Source organism: Alsobacter ponti, from assembly GCF_024294805.1.
GTDB lineage: Bacteria > Pseudomonadota > Alphaproteobacteria > Rhizobiales > Beijerinckiaceae > Alsobacter > Alsobacter ponti.
Genome location: NZ_JANCLU010000015.1, coordinates 40,255 through 58,021 on the forward strand (window position 1 = coordinate 40,255; position 17,767 = coordinate 58,021).

Below are 17,767 nucleotides of genomic sequence, written 5' to 3' on the forward strand. Positions count from 1 at the left end.
TCAGCTTGTGGGTCGTGGCACGTTCGGGGTCAAGGGGGCCGTCCCTCCGGGCGGATCAGCGGCGCGCCCGGACCCTGCGCGCCGTGTAGCCGGCCAGCGCCCAGACGAAGCCCGCCACGACGCGGAAGAAGGCGTGCGCGCCGCCGAAGGCGTAGCCGCCCTCGAACCATCCCAGCCCCACCTCGCGCAGCGCGAAGCTGAGCGTCACGCCCGCCAGGCCGGCGGCGAGGCCGGCCAGGATGAGCTTGCCGGGCTGGTCCGCCGTCCAGCCCATCCACAGGCCGATGACGATGACGGCCGGGTCGAGAAAGGCGAGCGCGATGACCCAGCGGAACGGCTCGAGGTCGGCCCAGAAATGCGGCGGCATGGTCAGCGCTCCGTCATACTCAGCGCGACTTGGCGGCCGCCGCGCGCCGGCTCACGCCCACCAGGCCTGCGGCAGTTCCACCCGGCCCGCCGCCTGCTCGATGACCTCGGAGAGCGAGAACAGCGTCTCCTCGTCGAAGGCGCGGCCGATCAGCTGCAGGCCCAGCGGCAGCCCCTCGGACGAGCGCCCCGCCGGCACGGCGATGCCGGGCAGGCCCGCCATGTTCACCGTCACCGTGAAGATGTCGTTGAGGTACATCTCCACCGGATCCTCGCCGCCCTTCTCGCCGATGCCGAAGGCGGCCGACGGCGTCGCGGGGGTCAGGATGGCGTGGACGCCCTGCGCGTAGACGTTCTCGAAGTCGCGCTTGATGAGCGTGCGGATCTTCTGCGCGCGGACGTAATAGGCGTCGTAATAGCCGGCCGAGAGCACGTAGGTGCCGATCATGACGCGCCGGCGCACCTCGGCCCCGAAGCCCGCCGCGCGGGTCTTCTCGTACATCTCGACGATGTCGCGGCCGGGCTCGCGCAGGCCGTAGCGCACGCCGTCATAGCGGGCGAGGTTGGACGAGGCCTCGGCCGGCGCGACGATGTAGTAGGCCGGCAGCGCGTACTTGGTGTGCGGCAGCGACACCTCGACGATCTCCGCCCCGGCGTCGCGCAGCCACTTCGCGCCCTTGTCCCACAGCGCCTCGATCTCGGCCGGCATGCCGGCGAGCCGGTATTCCTTCGGAATGCCGATCCGCATGCCCTTCACGGAGCGGCCGATCGCCGCCTCGTAGTCGGGCACGGGCAGGTCGGCGGACGTGGTGTCCTTCGGGTCGTGGCCCGCCATCGAGCGGAGCAGGATGGCGTTGTCGCGAACCGTGCGGGCGATCGGCCCCGCCTGGTCCAGCGACGAGGCGAACGCCACGATGCCCCAGCGCGAGCAGCGCCCATAGGTGGGCTTGATGCCGACGGTGCCGGTGAAGGCGGCCGGCTGGCGGATGGAGCCGCCCGTGTCGGTCGCCGTCGCGCCCAGGCAAAGGCGCGCCGCCACGGCCGCCGAGGAGCCGCCGGAGGAGCCGCCGGGCACCAGCGCGGCGTTCGAGCCCTCGCGCCGCCAGGGCGACTGCACCGGGCCGAAGGCGGAGGTCTCGTTCGACGAGCCCATGGCGAACTCGTCGTTGTTGAGCTTGCCCAGCATCACCGCGCCGTCGCGCCAGAGCTGCGAGGTGACCGTCGATTCGTAGCCCGGCACGAAATTGGCGAGGATCTTCGACGAGGCCGTCGTGCGAACGCCCTTGGTCGCGTAGAGGTCCTTCACGCCGAGCGCGATGCCCTCCAGCGGGCGGGCCTCGCCGCGCGCCAGGCGCTCGTCGGACTGGGCGGCCATGGCGAGCGCCTGCTCGGGCGTCTCCAGCACGTAGGCGTTGAGCGGCCGGGCCTTCTCCATGGCGGCGAGGAAGGCCTTGGCGATGTCGGTCGCCGAGGTCTCGCGCCGGACCAGCGCGTCGCGGGCCTCGGCGAGGGTGAGGTTGGTGAGATCGCTCATCACTCGACGACCTTTGGCACGACGAAATAATGGTCTTCGGTCAGCGGGGCGTTGCCGACGATGATTTCGGCGTAGCCGCCGTCCGTCACCTCGTCCTGCCGCTTCTTCATCATCATCGGCGTCACCGAGGTCATGGGCTCGACGCCGGTGACGTCCACCTCCGCGAGTTGCTCGACGAAGGCAAGGATGGCGTTGAGTTCGCCCTGGAGGTGCGGCACCTCCTCGTCTGTGACGGCGATGCGCGCGAGATGCGCGATGCGACGGACGGTCGCCTGGTCGACGGACATGGATTCCTCATGGCGCAAACGCCGCGGCTGCGCCGCGGCGCTGCGTTCTAGCACCGCGCGCTTCGCAGCCGCAACAGGCCCGGACGCGCCGCGCGGCGGGGCGCTCAGCCCCCGAACGGCACCGGGTCGCCCTTCTCGGGCACGACGACGCGGGTGGTGGAGCCGGCCATCTCGGCCTGGAAGGCGGAGGCGTCCGCATCGATGATCGGGAACGTGCCGTAGTGGCAGGGCAACACCGCCTCGAAGCGGAAGAAGCGCTTCACCGCCATGGCCGCCGTGCGCGCGCCCATGGTGAAGCGGTCGCCGATCGGCACCATGCCGATCTTGGGCTGATAGATCTCGTTGATCAGCGCCATGTCGCCGAAGATGTCCGTGTCGCCCATATGGTAGACGGTCGGCTCTCCCGGGGCGCGCACGATGATCCCGTTCGGGCTGCCGAGCGGAACCGAGACGCCCGCGTCGCCCATGCCGGCGGAGTGGTCGGCGCGCACCAGCGACACGTGGAAGCCGCCGGCGTCGATGGTGCCGCCCGTGTTCATCGGGCTGAAATTCTTCACGCCCTGCGAGGCGAGCCACATGCACAAATCGTAATTGGTGACGACCGTCGCGCCGGTCTCGGCCGAAATGGCGGCGGTGTCGCCGACATGGTCGCCGTGGCCGTGGGTGACGAGGATATGCGTGAGGCCCCGGACAGCCGCCTCGCGGCTACCGCCGAAACCCGGATTGCCGGTGAAGAAGGGGTCGATCAGCACGGCCTTGTCCGCGAAATCGAGCCGGAACGCCGAGTGCCCGAACCAGGTAATCTGCATCTGGGTCTCCTGTGTGGAACCGTCGGGCTTTCTTTTTAGGGCGGCGCGGGGGCCGGGGTGAAGCCCCGCATTTATTCGCGCCCGCGTCCGTGCTACGCGACGCCATGGCCGCGCCCACCCTCACCCTCGACGAGATCGAAGCCCTGCCGCGCGGCGCGCGGCTGATGGGGCTCGACCTCGGCACGAAGACCATCGGCCTTGCGCTCACGGATGTCGAGCGCCGCATCGCCTCGCCGCTCGAGACGATCAGGCGCGTCAAGTTCCGCGCCGACGCCGAAGCCGTGCTGAAGCTGGCCGACCGGCACGGCGTCGCCGCGCTCGTGCTGGGGCTGCCGCTCAACATGGACGGCTCGGAAGGGCCGCGCGCGCAGAGCACGCGCGCCTTTGCCCGCAACCTCGCCGGCCTGACGCCGCTGCCCATCCTGTTCTGGGACGAGCGCCTGTCGACCGTCGCCGTCACCCGCACGCTGCTCGACGCCGACGCCTCGCGGGCGCGCCGCGCCGAGCTCGTTGACAAGCTCGCCGCCGCCTACATCCTCCAAGGCCTGCTCGACCGTATCGCCGGGATGCGCCGCGCCCGCGACGAGGCGCGCGAGGCGGACGACCTGCGCGACGACCCCGGACGCGACCACCCCGGACGCGAAGCCTAGACCGCTCTTCGTCGGCCCCCTCCCCCCGTCGCCCCGCCGACCGGAACCCCGCCATGCAAGCCGTGCTGCAAAGCCTGATCCCCGTCTTCCTGCTGCTCGCCACCGGGTGGGCGACGCGCACGGCGCGCGTCATCGACGAAGGCCAGTGGCGCGGCTTCGAGCGCGTCACCTACTACATCCTCTTCCCGGCGCTGGTGGCGGAGACGCTGGCGCGCGCCGACCTCGCCTCCGCGCCGCTGTTCGGGGTGGGCGGCGCGCTGGTCCTCGCCATCCTCGCCGTGTCGGCGCTGCTGCTGGTGCTGCGCAAGCCGATGGAGGACAGGCTCGGCGTCTCCGGGCCCTCCTTCACCTCGGTGTTCCAGGGCGCGACGCGCTGGAACACCTTCGTCGCGCTCGCGCTCGCCGGCGCGCTCTACGGCAATATCGGCGCGACTTTGTGCGCGGTGGCCATCGCGGCGATGATTCCGCTGCTCAACGTCATTTCCGTGCTGGTGCTGTCGCGCTACGCGGCACCGGCGCGGCTGTCGGCCTCGGAGTTCGCGCTGACCCTGGCGCGCAACCCGTTCATCTGGTCCTGCGCCCTCGGGCTGGCGCTCAACCTCACCGGGCTGCCGCTGCCCCGGGCGGTGTGGTCGTGGGCGGAAATCCTGGGCCGGGCCTCGCTGCCGGCCGGGCTGCTGGTGGTCGGCTCCGGGCTCGACCTGTCGCGCCTGCGCCGCCCGAGCGCGGCGCTCACCGTCTCGATGGCGCTGAAGCTCGTTGTGATGCCGCTCGTCGCCGCCTCGCTGGCGCGGCTGCTCGGCGTCACCGGAGCGGGCGTGGCCGTCACCGTGATCTGCACCGCCGTGCCGACCGCCAGCGCCTCCTACGTGCTGGCCCGCCAGATGGGGGGCGACGCGCCGCTGATGGCCGAAATCATCACCGTCCAGACGCTCGCCGCCATGGCGACCATGCCCCTCGCCATCGCGCTGCTGGCGTAGGCGTCGCCGGCGCGGGAGCTTCGCGGCCTGTTTCCGGCCCCGCGCCCGCCCTTGCCGGCCGGGGCGATTCCCGTTAACGCATCTGGCTCATGCAGCCCGCATCCTCGACCCCGCCGCGCTTTCCCCATCGCCACCTGCTGGGGATCGAGGGCCTGTCGGCGCGCGATATCACCACCCTGCTCGACATGGCCGACGAGGCCGTCGAGGTGTCGCGGCAGGTGGAGAAGAAGAAGGCGACGCTGCGCGGGCGCACGCAGATCAACCTGTTCTTCGAGGCCTCGACGCGCACCCAGTCCTCGTTCGAGCTGGCCGGCAAGCGCCTCGGCGCGGACGTCATGAACATGTCGGTCGCCTCGTCCTCGATGAAGAAGGGCGAGACGCTGATCGACACGGCGATGACGCTGAACGCCATGCGGCCGGACCTGATCGTCGTGCGCCATCACGCCGCCGGAGCGGTCCACCTGCTGGCGCGCAAGGTCGACTGCTCGGTCATCAACGCCGGCGACGGCGCGCACGAGCACCCGACCCAGGCGCTGCTCGACGCGCTGACCATCCGCCGCAACAAGGGCACGATTCACGGCCTCGTGGTGGCCATCTGCGGCGACATCCTGCATTCGCGCGTGGCGCGCTCCAACATCATCCTGCTCAACGCGCTCGGCGCGGAGGTGCGCGCCATCGGCCCCTCGACGCTGCTGCCGGCGGGACTGGAGCGCATGGGCGTCGAGGTGTTCACCGACATGCGCAAGGGCCTCGACGGGGCCGACATCGTGATGATGCTGCGCCTGCAGCGCGAGCGCATGAACGGCTCCTTCGTGCCCTCGACGAAGGAATATTTCCATTTCTTCGGCCTCGACGCCGAGAAGCTGGCCTGCGCGCGGCCGGACGCGCTGGTGATGCACCCCGGCCCGATGAACCGCGGCGTCGAGATCGCCTCCGATATCGCCGACGGGGCGCAGTCGCTGATCCGCGAGCAGGTCGAGATGGGCGTCGCCGTGCGCATGGCCGTGCTCGAGGCGCTGGCCAGCCATCTGCCGAACCAGTGAGAGCGGACCGATGACGACGCGCCCCACGCCCGCGCCCGCCCGCAAGCTGCTGCTCGCCAACGCGCGCCTCGTCGATCCCGCGACCGGCAGGGAGGAGTTCGGCGACCTGCTGGTCGAGGACGGCCTGATCGCCGATTTCGGGGCCGCCCTGCGCGCCGCGCGGCCGGAGGGCGCGACCGTGCTGGACTGCCGGGGCGAGGTGGTCGCGCCGGGCCTGATCGACATGCGCGCCTTCGTCGGCGAGCCGGGCGCGGAGCACCGCGAGACGCTGGCCAGCGCCAGCCGCGCCGCCGCCGCCGGCGGCGTCACCACCGTCGTCTGCATGCCCGACACCAACCCGCCGGTCGACGAGCCGGCCGTGGTCGACTACCTCAACCGCCGCGCCCGCGACACGGCGATCGTCCGCATGATCCCGGCGGCCGCCCTCACCAAGGGGCTCGCCGGGCGCGAGATGACCGAGATCGGCCTGCTGCGCGAGGCCGGCGCGGCGTTCCTGACCGACGGCGCGCGTTCCGTGACCAACGCCCAGGTGATGCGCCGGGCGCTGACCTACGCCCGCGACTTCGGCGCGCTGATCGTCCACCACTGCGAGGATCCCGACCTCGTCGGCGACGGCGTGATGAACGAGGGCGAGCTCGCCTCCCGCCTCGGCCTGCACGGCATCCCGCGCGAGGCGGAAACGCTGATGCTGGAGCGCGACCTGCGCCTCGTGCGGCTGACCGGCGGCCGCTACCACGCCGCCATGGTGAGCTGCGCCGACAGCGTCGCCATCATGGCCCGCGCCAAGTCCGACGGGCTGGACGTGACCTGCGGCGTCTCGATCAACTCGCTGGCGCTGAACGAGAACGACATCGGCCCCTACCGCACCTTCCTGAAGCTGTCGCCGCCGCTGCGCCACGAGGACGACCGCATCGCCGTCGTCGAGGCGCTGTCGGACGGGCTGATCGACGTCATCGTCTCCGACCACAACCCGCAGGACGTCGAGACCAAGCGCCAGCCCTTCGCCGAGTGCGCCGACGGCGCGATCGGGCTGGAGACCATGCTGGCGGTGGGGCTGCGCCTCGTCCATTCCGGCGAGATCGGGCTGGCCGCCCTGCTGCGCGCCATGACGACGCGCCCGGCCGAAATCCTCGGCCTGCCGCAGGGGCGGCTGGCGCGCGGCGCGCCGGCCGACCTCATCGTCTTCGACCCCGACGAACCCTTCGTGCAGGACCCCGCCGACCTGCACTCGCGCTCCAAGAACACGCCGTTCGACGGGGCGCGGCTGCAGGGCCGGGTACACGTCACGATTGTCGGCGGCGCGATCGTCTACCAGCGCGACTGATCCGCGCCGTTTTCTCCACGTTTCGAGACGGTTGCGGCGCCTGCGCGGGTCGCGTCGGCTTGACGCGGACGCGCGCGGCGCAGCACTGTCGAACGGCAATCGGAACCGCGCGCCATGATGCTCCTCGTCGCCCTCGTCGTCGGCTACCTGCTCGGGTCGATCCCGTTCGGCCTCCTGCTGACGCGGCTCGCCGGCACGCAGGACATCCGCACCATCGGCTCCGGCAATATCGGCGCGACCAACGTGCTGCGCACCGGGCGCAAGGGCCTGGCGGCGGCGACGCTGCTCGGCGACGCGCTGAAGGGCACGGTCGCCGTGCTGGTCATGGCCGCCTGGGGCGGGCCGCAGGCCGCGCTGGCGGCGGCGGTGGGCGCGTTCCTCGGCCACGTCTTTCCCGTCTGGCTCGGGTTCAAGGGCGGCAAGGGCGTCGCCACCTTCCTCGGCGCGCTGAGCGGGACCGCGTGGCCCGCCGGCCTCGCCTTCGCGGCGATCTGGCTCGGCTGCGCCTGGCTGTTCCGCTACTCCTCGCTGTCAGCGCTGGTCGCCAGCGCGGCGAGCCCGCTTGTGCTGCTGGCGCTCGGCCGGCCCGACGCCGCGCTCGTCTTCGCGCTGCTGGCGGCGCTGCTGTGGTGGAAGCACCGCGAGAACATCGCCCGGCTGCGCGCCGGCGCCGAATCCAGGATCGGGGCCAAGGGGTGAACGCGGGCGGCCCGCCGAGCGGGGGCGGCGCGCCGCGCCTCTCCGACGCGCAGCGCTTCGACTGGCTGCGGCTGATCCGCTGCGAGGGTATCGGCCCGCGCACCTTCCGCGCTTTGGTCAACCGCTACGGGGGCGCCGGCGAGGCGCTACGGGCGCTGCCGGAGCTGGCGCGCCGGCGCGGGCGCGGCGAGCTGCGCATCCCCATGGCCGCCGAGATCGAGCGCGAGATGGAGGCGGCGCGCCGCTGGGGCGTGCGCTTCGTGGCGACCGGGGAAGCGGAGTATCCGCGCCTGCTGGCGGCGACCGACACCGCCCCGCCGCTGATCGCGGTGCGCGGAGAGGCCGGCGTGCTGGGCCGGCCGTGCGTCGCCATGGTCGGCTCCCGCAACGCCTCGGCCGGCGGGCTCGCGCTGGCGGGGCGGCTGGCGCGCGAGCTCTCGGAGGCGGGCGTCGTCGTGGTGTCGGGGCTGGCGCGCGGCGTCGACGCCAGCGCCCATCGCGGCGCGCTGGAGCGCGGCACGGTCGCGGTGCTGGCCGGCGGGCACGACCGGCTCTACCCGCCGGAGAACGCCGCCCTGCTCGACGCCCTGCTGGAGACCGGCTGCGCCGTGGCCGAGATGCCGATGGGCTGGACGCCGCGCGGGCGCGACTTCCCCCGCCGCAACAGGATCGTCTCCGGTCTCTCGCACGCCGTCATCGTGATCGAGGCGGCGCGCAAGTCGGGCTCGCTGATCACCGCCCGCTTCGCGCTGGAGCAGGGCCGCGAGGTGCTCGCCGTGCCGGGCTCGCCGCTCGACCCGCGCGCCGAGGGCGCCAATTCGCTGATTCGCCAGGGCGCGACGCTCGTCACCTGCGCCGAGGACGTGCTGGAGGCGCTGGAGCCGGCGCTGCGCGGCGGGCCCGCGCCTTCGCCCCCGCTCGGCGCGCGCGAGCCGCGCGACGGCGAAGGCGAGCCGCTGTGGGACGAATACGACCTGCTCGACGCCGACGCCGACGGCGGCACGTCGGCCGCCGGGCGCGGCGACGCTCCGCCGCCGGCCGCGCGGGCGAACGCGGCAGCCGGGCCCGCCGCCGCGTTCGGCGACGCGGAGGACGACGCGGGTGCGCCGCCCCGCTCCCCGCGCGAGACGGTGACGGCGCTGCTCGGCGTCTCCCCGGTGCCGGTGGACGAACTGGTGCGCGCCTCCGGGCTCGCAAGCCGGACGGTGCAGCTCGTTCTCTTCGACCTGGAGGAGAAGGGCCGCCTCGATCGGCACGGGGCCGCCCTCGTGTCGCTGCGTCCGCCGGGCGATGGAAAACCCGGCGGCTGAGGCTCAGTCGGCCCGGACCTTCATGGCGATGGACTGGGCCTCGATCCGCGCCATTTCGAGGAAGTAGGCGAGGACGTCGAGCTTGGCGCCGCGCGCCAGCGCGGCCATCTCCGTCGCCATCTGCCCGACATAGCGGGAGACTTCCTGGATGTTCTGGGGGTTTTCGGGCGCGGCGACCGGCTTCGCCGGGGCGCGAGTCAGGGCCGCGCGGGACGCGGGCGCTTCGAAGACGGGCTTGGGGTTCAGGTTGCCGGACATCAATGGCTCCAAGAATCGGTCATGGAAAAGGGCTAGGGCTTAAACAACCGCAAGTATGACTCACTCTCGCCTACACCGGCAATATCGCACAGTGGTTTACCATGAAAAAAGATACCGGCGGTTGTAAATGTAAAAACCGGGCCGGACTTCGAGAGGCCGGACGCGTTTCAGGGTTTTCTCGACCCTTCTTGCGCCGCCCGCCAACATTGCCATGATGCATCGGCGCGGGCGTCGAGCGCCGCTGCGCCATGGCATCCATGCGCCGGGCCCGGACACCGCCGCGCGGACGCTGCGGGGCTTTGAAGACAGGGCCAGCGGGCGAAAGCCCGCCAGGGCGCGTCAAACGGCCGATTTGACTTGGCCGGGGGCTTGACCCACTTTCGCGCGAAAGTTTCCAGGCCCGTGCGGGTTTCACCAAGCGGCGGAGGGCGAATCGCGCCGCCCCGCCGATGGATGTCGTTGCAGATGAAGATCGTCGTCGTCGAGTCTCCGGCCAAGGCCAAGACCATCAACAAATATCTCGGATCGGGCTACGAGGTGATCGCCTCGTTCGGCCACATCCGCGACCTGCCGGCCAAGGACGGGTCTGTCGAGCCCGAGCAGGACTTCTCGATGCTGTGGGAGGTCGATCCCAAGGCGTCGAAGCGCGTCTCGGAGATCGCCAGCGCGGTCAAGGGCTCGGACGGGCTGATCCTCGCCACCGACCCGGACCGCGAGGGCGAGGCCATCTCCTGGCACATCCTGGAGGCGCTGCGCGCCCGCCGCGCCCTGAAGGACGTGCCGATCGAGCGCGTCACCTTCAACGCCATCACCAAGGACGCGGTGAAGGACGCCATGGCGCACCCGCGCCAGATCGACCAGGCGCTGGTCGACGCCTATCTGGCGCGCCGCGCGCTGGATTATCTGGTCGGCTTCCGCCTCTCCCCGGTGCTGTGGCGCAAGCTGCCGGGCGCCCGCTCAGCCGGGCGCGTGCAGTCGGTGGCGCTGCGCCTCGTCTGCGACCGCGAGCGCGAGATCGAGACCTTCGTCGCCCGCGAGTACTGGTCGCTGGTCGCCACGCTGGCGACGCCGGCCGGCGCGGCGTTCGAGGCGCGCCTCGTGGGGGCGGACGGCAAGAAGATCAACCGGCTCGACGTCGGCAACAAGGACCAGGCCGAGGCGTTCCGCCAGGCGCTGGAAGCGGCGCGCTTCTCGGTCGCCTCGATCGAGGCCAAGCCGGCCCGCCGGCATCCCTACCCGCCCTTCACCACCTCGACGCTGCAGCAGGAGGCGAGCCGCAAGCTCGGCATGGCCCCCGCTCGCACCATGCAGGTGGCCCAGCGCCTCTACGAGGGCGTCGACGTCGGCGGCGAGACGGTCGGCATCATTACCTATATGCGAACCGACGGCGTCGACCTCGCGCCCGAGGCCATCGCCGCCGCCCGCCGGGTGATCGGCCAGGAATACGGGGCCGCCTACGTTCCAGGCGTCCCGCGCCGCTACACCTCCAAGCAGAAGAACGCCCAGGAGGCGCATGAGGCGATCCGCCCGACCGACATGGGCCGGCTGCCGCGCCATGTCGCGCGCCACCTCGACCCCGAGCAGGCCCGGCTCTACGAGCTGATCTGGATCCGCACGCTGGCCAGCCAGATGGAGTCGGCCGAGCTGGAGCGCACCACGGCCGAGATCGCGGCCGAAGTCGGCCCCGGCCACCGCTACGCCCGGATCGACCTGCGCGCCACCGGCCAGGTGGTGAAGTTCGACGGATTCCTGCGCCTCTACCAGGAAGGCCGCGACGACGAGGGCGACGACGAGGACAACCGCCGCCTGCCGCCCATGCGCCAGCACGACACGCTGGAGAAGCGCGCCATCGCCGCCACGCAGCACTTCACAGAGCCCCCGCCGCGCTTCTCGGAAGCGTCGCTGGTCAAGCGCATGGAGGAGCTGGGCATCGGCCGGCCCTCCACCTACGCCTCCACGCTCGCGGTGCTGAAGGACCGCGAATATGTGAAAATCGACAAGAAGCGCCTGCACGCCGAGGACAAGGGCATGCTGGTGACGGCCTTCCTCGAAGGCTTCTTCTCCCGCTACGTCGAATACGACTTCACGGCGGCGCTCGAGGAGGACCTCGACCGCATCTCCAACAGCGAGATCGACTGGAAGGAGGTGCTGCGGCGCTTCTGGCAGGACTTCTCGGCGGCGCTCGACGCCACCAAGGAGCTGCGCACCGGCGAGGTGCTGGAAAGCCTCAACGAGATCATGGGGCCGCACATCTTCCCGCCGCGCGCGGACGGCGGCGACCCGCGCCTGTGCCCGAGCTGCAATGCCGGCCAGCTTTCGCTGAAGCTCAGCCGCTTCGGCGCGTTCATCGGCTGCTCGAACTACCCCGAGTGCAAGTACACGCGCCAGCTCGCCGCCTCGGCCGACGCCAGCGGCATGGCCGGCGACGGCGTGCTCGGCAAGGACCCCGAGACGGGGCTGGACGTGACGGTGCGCGACGGGCGCTTCGGCCCCTATGTGCAGCTCGGCGAGGGCGAGAAGCCCAAGCGCCAGAGCCTCGCCAAGGGCATGAACAAGGACAGCCTGACGCTCGACCTCGCTTTGCAGCTGCTCTCGCTGCCGCGCGAGGTGGCCCGCCATCCCGAATCCGGCGAGCCGATCCTGGCCGGCATCGGCCGCTACGGGCCCTATGTCCAGCACGGCAAGACCTACGCCAATATCGGCAAGGACGACGACGTGCTGACCATCGGGGCCAACCGGGCCATCGACCTCGTGGTGACGAAGGAAAGCGGCGGCGGACGCTTCCAGCGCGGCTCCGCGCCGGCCGGGCGCGTGCTGGGCGAGCACCCCGAAGGCGGCTCGATCACCGTGCACGCCGGCCGCTTCGGCCCCTACGTCAAGCACGGCGCTGTCAACGCCACCATCCCCAAGGCGATGTCGCCCGACGCCCTCACGGTCGAGCAGGCGGTCGAGCTGATCGCCGCCCGCGCCGCCGCCGCGCCGAAGAAGGCAGGCGGGCGCAAGCCCGCGTCCCGCAAGCCCGCCGCCGGCAAGCCGGCCGCCAAGAAGGCCGGGGCCAAAACGACGGCGACGAAGAAAACGGCTGCGAAAAAGCCGGCCGCGAAGAAGACGGCCACCAAGCGCAGCGCCGCCGAGTGACGCGCCCCGGGCCCTTTCGCGGCCCGGGTGGAACTCCCATATGAGGCGGGACTTCTTCTCCCTCCGGCGGAGCGCGCCCCTGCGCGCGTCGTGACGACCGGGCCCGCCGCAGTGGATCGGGCGGGCCGGGCGTGCGACAAGGAGCGCGAGCAACAGGACGGAACGACACGACCGTGGCCAAGCCCCGCAAATCCCCCCAGGAGATGTCCGGCGGATCCTCCCTGCCGACGCGGGAGCAGATCCTGGAGTTCGTGCGCGGCGAGACCGGCCCGGTCGGCAAGCGCGAGATCGCCCGCGCCTTCAACGTCAAGGCGGAGGGCCGCGTCGCGCTGAAGCGCCTGCTGCGCGAGATGCAGGACGACGGCCAGCTCGACCGCAAGGGCCACGTCGCCCGGCCGGACGCCCTGCCGCCCGTGGTGCTGGCCGACGTCATTCTGCGCGACCGCGACGGCGACCTCGTCGCCCGGCCGACCGAGTGGGACGAGGAGGAGCTGGGCAAGGCCCCGCGCATATCCGTCCATCCGCCGCGCCGCCCGCGACCCGGCCTCGCCGCGCCCGGCGTCGGCGACCGCGTGCTGCTGCGCATCGAGCCCGACCGCGAGGGCGGCTACAGCGGACGCCTCATCAAGGTGCTCGCCAAGTCCAAGGCCATGGTGCTGGGCGTGTTCCGCGCCGACCCCGGCGGCGGCGGGCGGCTCGCGCCGGTCGACAAGAAATCGCTCGGCCGCGAAATCCCGATCCCGCCCGGCGACGAGGGCGGCGCCAGCGACGGCGACCTCGTCTCCGTCGCCCTGACGCAGAAGGGGCGCTTCGGCCTGACGCTCGGCAAGGTCACCGACAAGCTGGGCTCGCTGAAGAGCGAGAAGGCGATCAGCCTCGTCGCCATCGTCTCGCACGGCATTCCGCGCGATTTCTCCCCCTCCGCCATGATGGAGGCGGAGCAGGCCCGCCCGGCGACGATGGAGCACCGGGAGGACTGGCGGCATCTGCGCCTCGTGACCATCGACCCGCCCGACGCCAAGGACCATGACGACGCCGTCCACGCGCGGCCGGACGACGACCCGGACAATCCGGGTGGGCACGTCGTCACCGTCGCCATCGCCGACGTCGCCGCCTATGTGCGCGCCGGCGGCGCTCTCGACCGCGACGCGCTGGAGCGCGGCAACTCCGTCTATTTCCCCGACCGCGTCGTGCCGATGCTGCCCGAGCGCATCTCCAACGATTTGTGCTCGCTGCGGCCGGACGAGGACCGCCCGGCGCTCGCCGTGCGGCTGGTGCTGGCGGCGGACGGGCGCAAGAAGCGCCACAGCTTCCACCGCGTCATGATGCGCTCGCGCGCCAAGCTGGCCTACGCCCAGGCCCAGGCCGCCATCGACGGCCGGCTGGACGAGGAGACGCAGGCGCTGCTGGAGCCGGTGCTGAAGCCGCTCTGGGCGGCCTACGAGTGCTCTCGCCAGGCGCGCGACGTGCGCGGGCCGCTCGACCTCGACCTGCCCGAGCGCAAGATCGTGCTGAACAAGGACGGCCACGTCGACCGCGTGATCGTGCCCGAGCGGCTGGACGCGCACCGTCTGATCGAGGAGTTCATGATCCTCGCCAACGTCGCCGCCGCCGAGACGCTGGAGGAGCGGCGCACGCCCCTGCTCTACCGCGTCCACGACGAACCTTCGCTGGAGAAGATGCGCGGGCTCGGCGAGGTTCTGGCCTCGATCGGCATCAAGCTGACCGCGCAGGGCGCGCTGCGGCCGGAGTTCTTCAACCGCATCCTCGAGCGCGTCAGCGGCCTGCCGCACCAGGCGCTGATCAACGAGGTGGTGCTGCGCACGCAGTCGCAGGCCGAGTACGCGGCCGAGAACTACGGGCATTTCGGCCTGAACCTGCGCCGCTACGCGCATTTCACCTCGCCGATCCGCCGCTACGCCGACCTGATCGTCCACCGCGCGCTGATCCGCGCCATGGGCTTCGGCAAGGACGGGCTGCCCGACGCCGTGCTGCCCGAGCTGCCGGAGATCGCCGCGCGCATCTCGGCGGCCGAGCGGCGCGCCATGGCGGCCGAGCGCGAGACGGTGGACCGGCTCATCGCGCATTATCTGTCCGACCGCATCGGCGCGGAGTTCGAGGGCCGCATCACCGGCGTCACCCGCGCCGGGCTGTTCGTGCGGCTGAACGAAACCGGGGCGGACGGGTTCATCCCGGCCGGCACGCTCGGCGCGGACTATTTCCGCTACGACGAGGCCGCGCACGCGCTGGTCGGAGACCGCACCGGCGAGACGCACCGGCTGGGCGATCCGGCCACGGTGCGGCTGGTCGAGGCCGTGCCGCTGGCAGGCGCGCTGCGCTTCGAGCTGTTGTCGGAGGGGGCGATCGCGCTGCCGCGCGGCCGCCGTCCCCACCCCGGCAAGCCGCGCAAGGGCGGCGACGGAAAGGCCAAGGTGACGGCCAAGAGGAAGGCGAAGGCGAAGGCCGGCGCCGCATCCGGGAAGGCTGGCGCGTCGCCGGCCTCCCGCAAGGCCCAGGGCGGCAAGCGCGGCGACGGGCCGCGGGGCCGCCAGGGCGAGTGAGGACAAAACGATGCTGAACGACACGCGCGACCCCTGGGTCGCCATCCGCCGCGGCGTGGCTGGGCGCTGCCCGCACTGCGGCGAGGGCCGGCTGTTCACCTCCTATCTGAAGGTGACGCCGCGCTGCGAAGCCTGCGGCGAGCACTTCCACCACCACCGCGCCGACGACCTGCCGGCCTATATCGTCATCTTCGTGGTCGGCCACATCGTCGTCGGCGGCATGCTGTCGGCCGAGACGCACGGCGACTGGCCGGTCTGGTGGCACGTCGTGCTGTGGCCGCTGCTCACCGTGGTGATGTCGCTGGGGATGCTGCAGCCGGTAAAGGGGATCATCGTCGCGCTGCAATGGGCGAACCGGATGCACGGCTTCGGCGACGGCGTGGAGCCCGGCGAGCCGGCCGCGCTGCGCCCCACCGAGCGGCCGCCGGGCTGAGGCGGCCCGCCCGCGCCGATTGCGTTCGCTCGCGCGGGCCCCTAAAGCTGGCCTTCTCCTTCTCCGGCGCCGCGACCCCAAGATGTCCGAGCAAACCCTCATAGACCGGCTCAACGCCGAGGCGCGCGAGCGCAAGTGGCCGAACGTGCGCCCGCGCGACGCCGCGACGCTGATCGTCGTCGACCGCTCCGGCCGCGCGCCCAAGCTGCTGATGGGCCGCCGCCACGAGGGGCACAAGTTCATGCCCGGCAAGTTCGTGTTCCCCGGCGGCCGCGTCGAGGCGGGCGACAGGCGCATGGTCGCCGCCGGCGCGCTCGAACCCAAGGTGGAGGAGCGGCTGATGGCGCGCGTGCTGCGCCCCTCCGCGTCCCGCGCCCGCGCCTTGGCGCTTGCCGCCATCCGCGAGACGTTCGAGGAGACCGGCCTGCTGCTCGGCACCAAGGAGTTCGGCGCCCCGGAAGGTGTGCCGGAGGGCCCGTGGTCGGAGTTCGCCGGCCACGGCGTGTTCCCGGACCTCGAGGCCCTGCACTTCGTGGCCCGCGCCATCACGCCGCCGCGCCGGCCCAAGCGCTTCGACACGCGCTTCTTCGCCGTCGACAGCCGCGCCATCGCCGGGCAGGTCGAGGGCGTCGTCGGGCCGAACACCGAGCTGGTGGAGCTGTGCTGGGTCACCACGCGCGAGGCGCAGAAGCTCGACCTGCCGGTCATCACCAGCGTCATCATCAACGAGCTGGTGCAGCGGATCGAGGCCGGCATGCCCCTGTGGAAGCCGGTTCCCTTCTTCTACGAGCGCCAGCGCCAGTTCCAGCGCGAGGAGCTGTAGAGCGCCTCGCCCCCGCCTTGACAAGCGGGCGTTTATGGCTAGTTTGCCGGCCAACGCACGGCCGGTCCCTGACCGGCCCGCTTGCTTTTGAATTCACGACACTGGTCGCCCCCGGCGGCTGACACGAAGGAAGACCGCCATGGCGAAGGCGACCACCATCAAGATCAAGCTGCTGTCGACGGCCGACACGGGCTATTTCTACGTGACGAAGAAGAACTCGCGCACGATGACCGACAAGCTGTCGCTCAAGAAGTACGACCCGGTCGCGAAGAAGCACGTTGAGTTCAAGGAAACCAAGATCAAGTGATCTTGGCCGGCGTCGCCGACCGGCGGCGCATCAGTTTTCCAAGGAAAGAGCCGCCTTCCGGGCGGCTTTTTTGCGTTTTCGCGGCGCCCTCGCAAGGTCGCGCCGCGGGCCGCTGCTCGAGAGTGTCGGATCGCCAAGAAAAAAGCCGCCCATCGGGCGGCTTCTTGACCTGCGGCGCTGGCGCGATTCGCGCGTGACGCCCGAAGAGGGTGGCCGGCCAGGAACGTCGGAGGAGGCCTCTCCTTCGCTCCTGAGCCGGCCGAACCCCACGGGACCCAGGAGATGCGGCGGACCTGAGCATCCGTAGGGTGGGTTGAGCGGAGGGCCATCCGGAGAAGGCGTCCCCTGCTCTTGATGAAACACTAGCGCAGGGTTTGGCGGTCGCCAAGCGTTCGGAGGCGACTGAATTTGTTGACCTTGCATTAACGTAAAGCGACAGCGTTAAAGCAACGCACGAGCCCGGCGAAGGTTCCGCTCAAGCATCCCCGAGGTAAGTCCGGACCGTCTCCAAAAACTTGGAGACGGAGATCGGCTTGGACAGGTAGGCCTCGCATCCCTTGCGGCGGATGCGCTCCTCGTCGCCCTTCATGGCGAAGGCGGTGATGGCGATGATGGGGATGGCGCGCAGGGCCTCGTCGCCCTTGATCCACTCCGTCACGTCCTCGCCCGAGACCTCCGGGAGCTGGATGTCCATCAGGATCAGGTCGGGCGTGTGCCGGCGCGCCAGCTCGATCGCCTCGACGCCGCTCGAGGTCTTCAGCGTGGCGTAGCCGTGCGCTTCCAGCAGATCGTTGAAGAGCTTCATGTTGAGCTCGTTGTCTTCGACGATCAGTACTGTCTTGCCCATTCGAACGGTCCCTTGGCGTCGCCGCCTCGCCGGAGCGCCCGGCTTTCGGATATAACCAAAACATGTTGATGAAACACAAAACCGATCCGGAGTCCCGCATGAACAGGCCGGACCGCGCCCAGGACGCGGCGCAGGCCCTCGCCGTCGAGGCGCTGGGCTTTCTCGCCTCCGATCCCGAGCGCCTGACACGCTTTCTGGACCTCACCGGCCTGACCCCGGAGACGGTGCGGCGGGCGGCCGAATCGCCCGGCTTCTTCGTCGCGGTGCTCGACCACCTCGCCGGCGACGAATCGCTGCTGCTGACTTTCGCCGCCAACGCGGACGTGCCGCCGCAGCGCGTGCTGGCAGCCCGCGACCTGCTGGCCGGGCCGAACGCCATGGGCCTGCGCGAAGGCTGA

18 protein-coding genes are annotated in these 17,767 nt (G+C 71.3%); 12 read left to right on the forward strand and 6 right to left on the reverse strand.

Annotated features, from left to right (window positions below):
• Positions 1 to 55: 55 nt before the first annotated feature.
• The 4 genes from NK718_RS15105 to NK718_RS15120 form a co-directional block, all read right to left on the reverse strand.
• The gene (locus NK718_RS15105; RefSeq protein ID WP_254743885.1) at positions 56 to 367 is read right to left on the reverse strand and encodes a hypothetical protein; all 312 of its coding nucleotides are present in this window, start codon (positions 365 to 367) and stop codon (positions 56 to 58) included.
• Between the two features lie 51 nt (positions 368 to 418).
• Positions 419 to 1,900: an Asp-tRNA(Asn)/Glu-tRNA(Gln) amidotransferase subunit GatA gene (gene gatA / locus NK718_RS15110; protein ID WP_254743886.1), complete on the reverse strand. Its 1,482-nt coding sequence runs from the start codon at positions 1,898 to 1,900 to the stop codon at positions 419 to 421.
• Positions 1,900 to 2,187 (reverse strand): Asp-tRNA(Asn)/Glu-tRNA(Gln) amidotransferase subunit GatC, encoded by a 288-nt coding sequence (gene gatC / locus NK718_RS15115; RefSeq protein WP_254743887.1) that lies wholly within the window; start codon positions 2,185 to 2,187, stop codon positions 1,900 to 1,902. The genes gatA and gatC overlap by 1 nt, the downstream gene beginning before the upstream one ends.
• Positions 2,188 to 2,291: 104 nt before the next feature.
• Positions 2,292 to 2,996 carry a metal-dependent hydrolase gene (locus NK718_RS15120; RefSeq protein ID WP_254743888.1) on the reverse strand — a complete coding sequence of 235 codons (705 nt, stop codon included), beginning with the start codon at positions 2,994 to 2,996 and terminating at the stop codon, positions 2,292 to 2,294.
• A 104-nt stretch (positions 2,997 to 3,100) separates the two neighbouring features.
• Here NK718_RS15120 and ruvX point away from each other — a divergent pair, with 104 nt between their 5' ends.
• The 6 genes from ruvX to dprA all read left to right on the forward strand — a co-directional run bounded on the left by ruvX (position 3,101) and on the right by dprA (position 9,002).
• Positions 3,101 to 3,646, forward strand: coding sequence for a Holliday junction resolvase RuvX (gene ruvX, locus NK718_RS15125; protein WP_254743890.1), 546 nt, complete (start codon positions 3,101 to 3,103; stop codon positions 3,644 to 3,646).
• A gap of 53 nt (positions 3,647 to 3,699) precedes the next feature.
• Complete coding sequence (locus NK718_RS15130; protein WP_254743892.1) at positions 3,700 to 4,626, forward strand: AEC family transporter; 927 nt, start codon at positions 3,700 to 3,702, stop codon at positions 4,624 to 4,626.
• Positions 4,627 to 4,715: 89 nt separating this feature from the next.
• Entirely contained in the window at positions 4,716 to 5,669 is a 954-nt protein-coding gene (locus NK718_RS15135; RefSeq protein WP_254743894.1) for an aspartate carbamoyltransferase catalytic subunit, read from the forward strand.
• Positions 5,670 to 5,679: 10 nt separating this feature from the next.
• Complete coding sequence (locus tag NK718_RS15140; protein ID WP_254743896.1) at positions 5,680 to 6,993, forward strand: dihydroorotase; 1,314 nt, start codon at positions 5,680 to 5,682, stop codon at positions 6,991 to 6,993.
• 114 nt (positions 6,994 to 7,107) lie between these two features.
• The gene (gene plsY, locus NK718_RS15145) at positions 7,108 to 7,692 is read left to right on the forward strand and encodes a glycerol-3-phosphate 1-O-acyltransferase PlsY (protein ID WP_254743898.1); all 585 of its coding nucleotides are present in this window, start codon (positions 7,108 to 7,110) and stop codon (positions 7,690 to 7,692) included.
• Positions 7,689 to 9,002, forward strand: a complete 1,314-nt coding sequence (gene dprA, locus NK718_RS15150) for a DNA-processing protein DprA (protein WP_254743900.1) — start codon at positions 7,689 to 7,691, stop codon at positions 9,000 to 9,002. Before plsY ends, dprA begins: the two co-directional genes overlap by 4 nt.
• A gap of 3 nt (positions 9,003 to 9,005) precedes the next feature.
• Here the strand turns inward: dprA and NK718_RS15155 are convergent, their stop codons facing one another.
• A complete protein-coding gene (locus NK718_RS15155; RefSeq protein ID WP_254743902.1) occupies positions 9,006 to 9,260 on the reverse strand; it encodes a hypothetical protein in 255 nt (84 codons plus the stop codon).
• A 465-nt stretch (positions 9,261 to 9,725) separates the two neighbouring features.
• On the opposite strand from NK718_RS15155, the gene topA reads away from it, so the two are divergent.
• From topA to rpmG, 5 genes are all read left to right on the forward strand, one after another.
• A complete protein-coding gene (gene topA / locus NK718_RS15160) occupies positions 9,726 to 12,398 on the forward strand; it encodes a type I DNA topoisomerase (RefSeq protein ID WP_254743904.1) in 2,673 nt (890 codons plus the stop codon).
• 203 nt (positions 12,399 to 12,601) lie between these two features.
• Positions 12,602 to 14,959, forward strand: coding sequence for a ribonuclease R (rnr, locus tag NK718_RS15165; RefSeq protein WP_254744094.1), 2,358 nt, complete (start codon positions 12,602 to 12,604; stop codon positions 14,957 to 14,959).
• A 10-nt stretch (positions 14,960 to 14,969) separates the two neighbouring features.
• Positions 14,970 to 15,392: a DUF983 domain-containing protein gene (locus tag NK718_RS15170; RefSeq protein WP_254743906.1), complete on the forward strand. Its 423-nt coding sequence runs from the start codon at positions 14,970 to 14,972 to the stop codon at positions 15,390 to 15,392.
• An 82-nt stretch (positions 15,393 to 15,474) separates the two neighbouring features.
• Complete coding sequence (locus tag NK718_RS15175) at positions 15,475 to 16,215, forward strand: NUDIX hydrolase (protein ID WP_254743908.1); 741 nt, start codon at positions 15,475 to 15,477, stop codon at positions 16,213 to 16,215.
• Positions 16,216 to 16,354: 139 nt separating this feature from the next.
• Positions 16,355 to 16,522 carry a 50S ribosomal protein L33 gene (gene rpmG, locus NK718_RS15180; protein WP_254743910.1) on the forward strand — a complete coding sequence of 56 codons (168 nt, stop codon included), beginning with the start codon at positions 16,355 to 16,357 and terminating at the stop codon, positions 16,520 to 16,522.
• Positions 16,523 to 16,997: 475 nt separating this feature from the next.
• On the opposite strand, the gene NK718_RS15185 is transcribed toward rpmG, so the two are convergent.
• On the reverse strand, positions 16,998 to 17,369 hold the full coding sequence (locus NK718_RS15185) for a response regulator (protein ID WP_254743912.1): 372 nt from the start codon (positions 17,367 to 17,369) through the stop codon (positions 16,998 to 17,000).
• Between the two features lie 98 nt (positions 17,370 to 17,467).
• On the opposite strand from NK718_RS15185, the gene NK718_RS15190 reads away from it, so the two are divergent.
• On the forward strand, positions 17,468 to 17,767 hold the full coding sequence (locus NK718_RS15190) for a DUF3572 domain-containing protein (protein ID WP_254743914.1): 300 nt from the start codon (positions 17,468 to 17,470) through the stop codon (positions 17,765 to 17,767).

Coding starts and splice junctions, on each gene's coding strand:
- NK718_RS15105 (WP_254743885.1), bottom strand. CDS start 367: ATGCCGCCGCATTTCTGGGCCGACCTCGAGCCGTTCCGCTGGGTCATC.
- gatA (WP_254743886.1), bottom strand. CDS start 1,900: ATGAGCGATCTCACCAACCTCACCCTCGCCGAGGCCCGCGACGCGCTG.
- gatC (WP_254743887.1), bottom strand. CDS start 2,187: ATGTCCGTCGACCAGGCGACCGTCCGTCGCATCGCGCATCTCGCGCGC.
- NK718_RS15120 (WP_254743888.1), bottom strand. CDS start 2,996: ATGCAGATTACCTGGTTCGGGCACTCGGCGTTCCGGCTCGATTTCGCG.
- ruvX (WP_254743890.1), top strand. CDS start 3,101: ATGGCCGCGCCCACCCTCACCCTCGACGAGATCGAAGCCCTGCCGCGC.
- NK718_RS15130 (WP_254743892.1), top strand. CDS start 3,700: ATGCAAGCCGTGCTGCAAAGCCTGATCCCCGTCTTCCTGCTGCTCGCC.
- NK718_RS15135 (WP_254743894.1), top strand. CDS start 4,716: ATGCAGCCCGCATCCTCGACCCCGCCGCGCTTTCCCCATCGCCACCTG.
- NK718_RS15140 (WP_254743896.1), top strand. CDS start 5,680: ATGACGACGCGCCCCACGCCCGCGCCCGCCCGCAAGCTGCTGCTCGCC.
- plsY (WP_254743898.1), top strand. CDS start 7,108: ATGATGCTCCTCGTCGCCCTCGTCGTCGGCTACCTGCTCGGGTCGATC.
- NK718_RS15155 (WP_254743902.1), bottom strand. CDS start 9,260: ATGTCCGGCAACCTGAACCCCAAGCCCGTCTTCGAAGCGCCCGCGTCC.
- topA (WP_254743904.1), top strand. CDS start 9,726: ATGAAGATCGTCGTCGTCGAGTCTCCGGCCAAGGCCAAGACCATCAAC.
- rnr (WP_254744094.1), top strand. CDS start 12,602: ATGTCCGGCGGATCCTCCCTGCCGACGCGGGAGCAGATCCTGGAGTTC.
- NK718_RS15170 (WP_254743906.1), top strand. CDS start 14,970: ATGCTGAACGACACGCGCGACCCCTGGGTCGCCATCCGCCGCGGCGTG.
- NK718_RS15175 (WP_254743908.1), top strand. CDS start 15,475: ATGTCCGAGCAAACCCTCATAGACCGGCTCAACGCCGAGGCGCGCGAG.
- rpmG (WP_254743910.1), top strand. CDS start 16,355: ATGGCGAAGGCGACCACCATCAAGATCAAGCTGCTGTCGACGGCCGAC.
- NK718_RS15185 (WP_254743912.1), bottom strand. CDS start 17,369: ATGGGCAAGACAGTACTGATCGTCGAAGACAACGAGCTCAACATGAAG.
- NK718_RS15190 (WP_254743914.1), top strand. CDS start 17,468: ATGAACAGGCCGGACCGCGCCCAGGACGCGGCGCAGGCCCTCGCCGTC.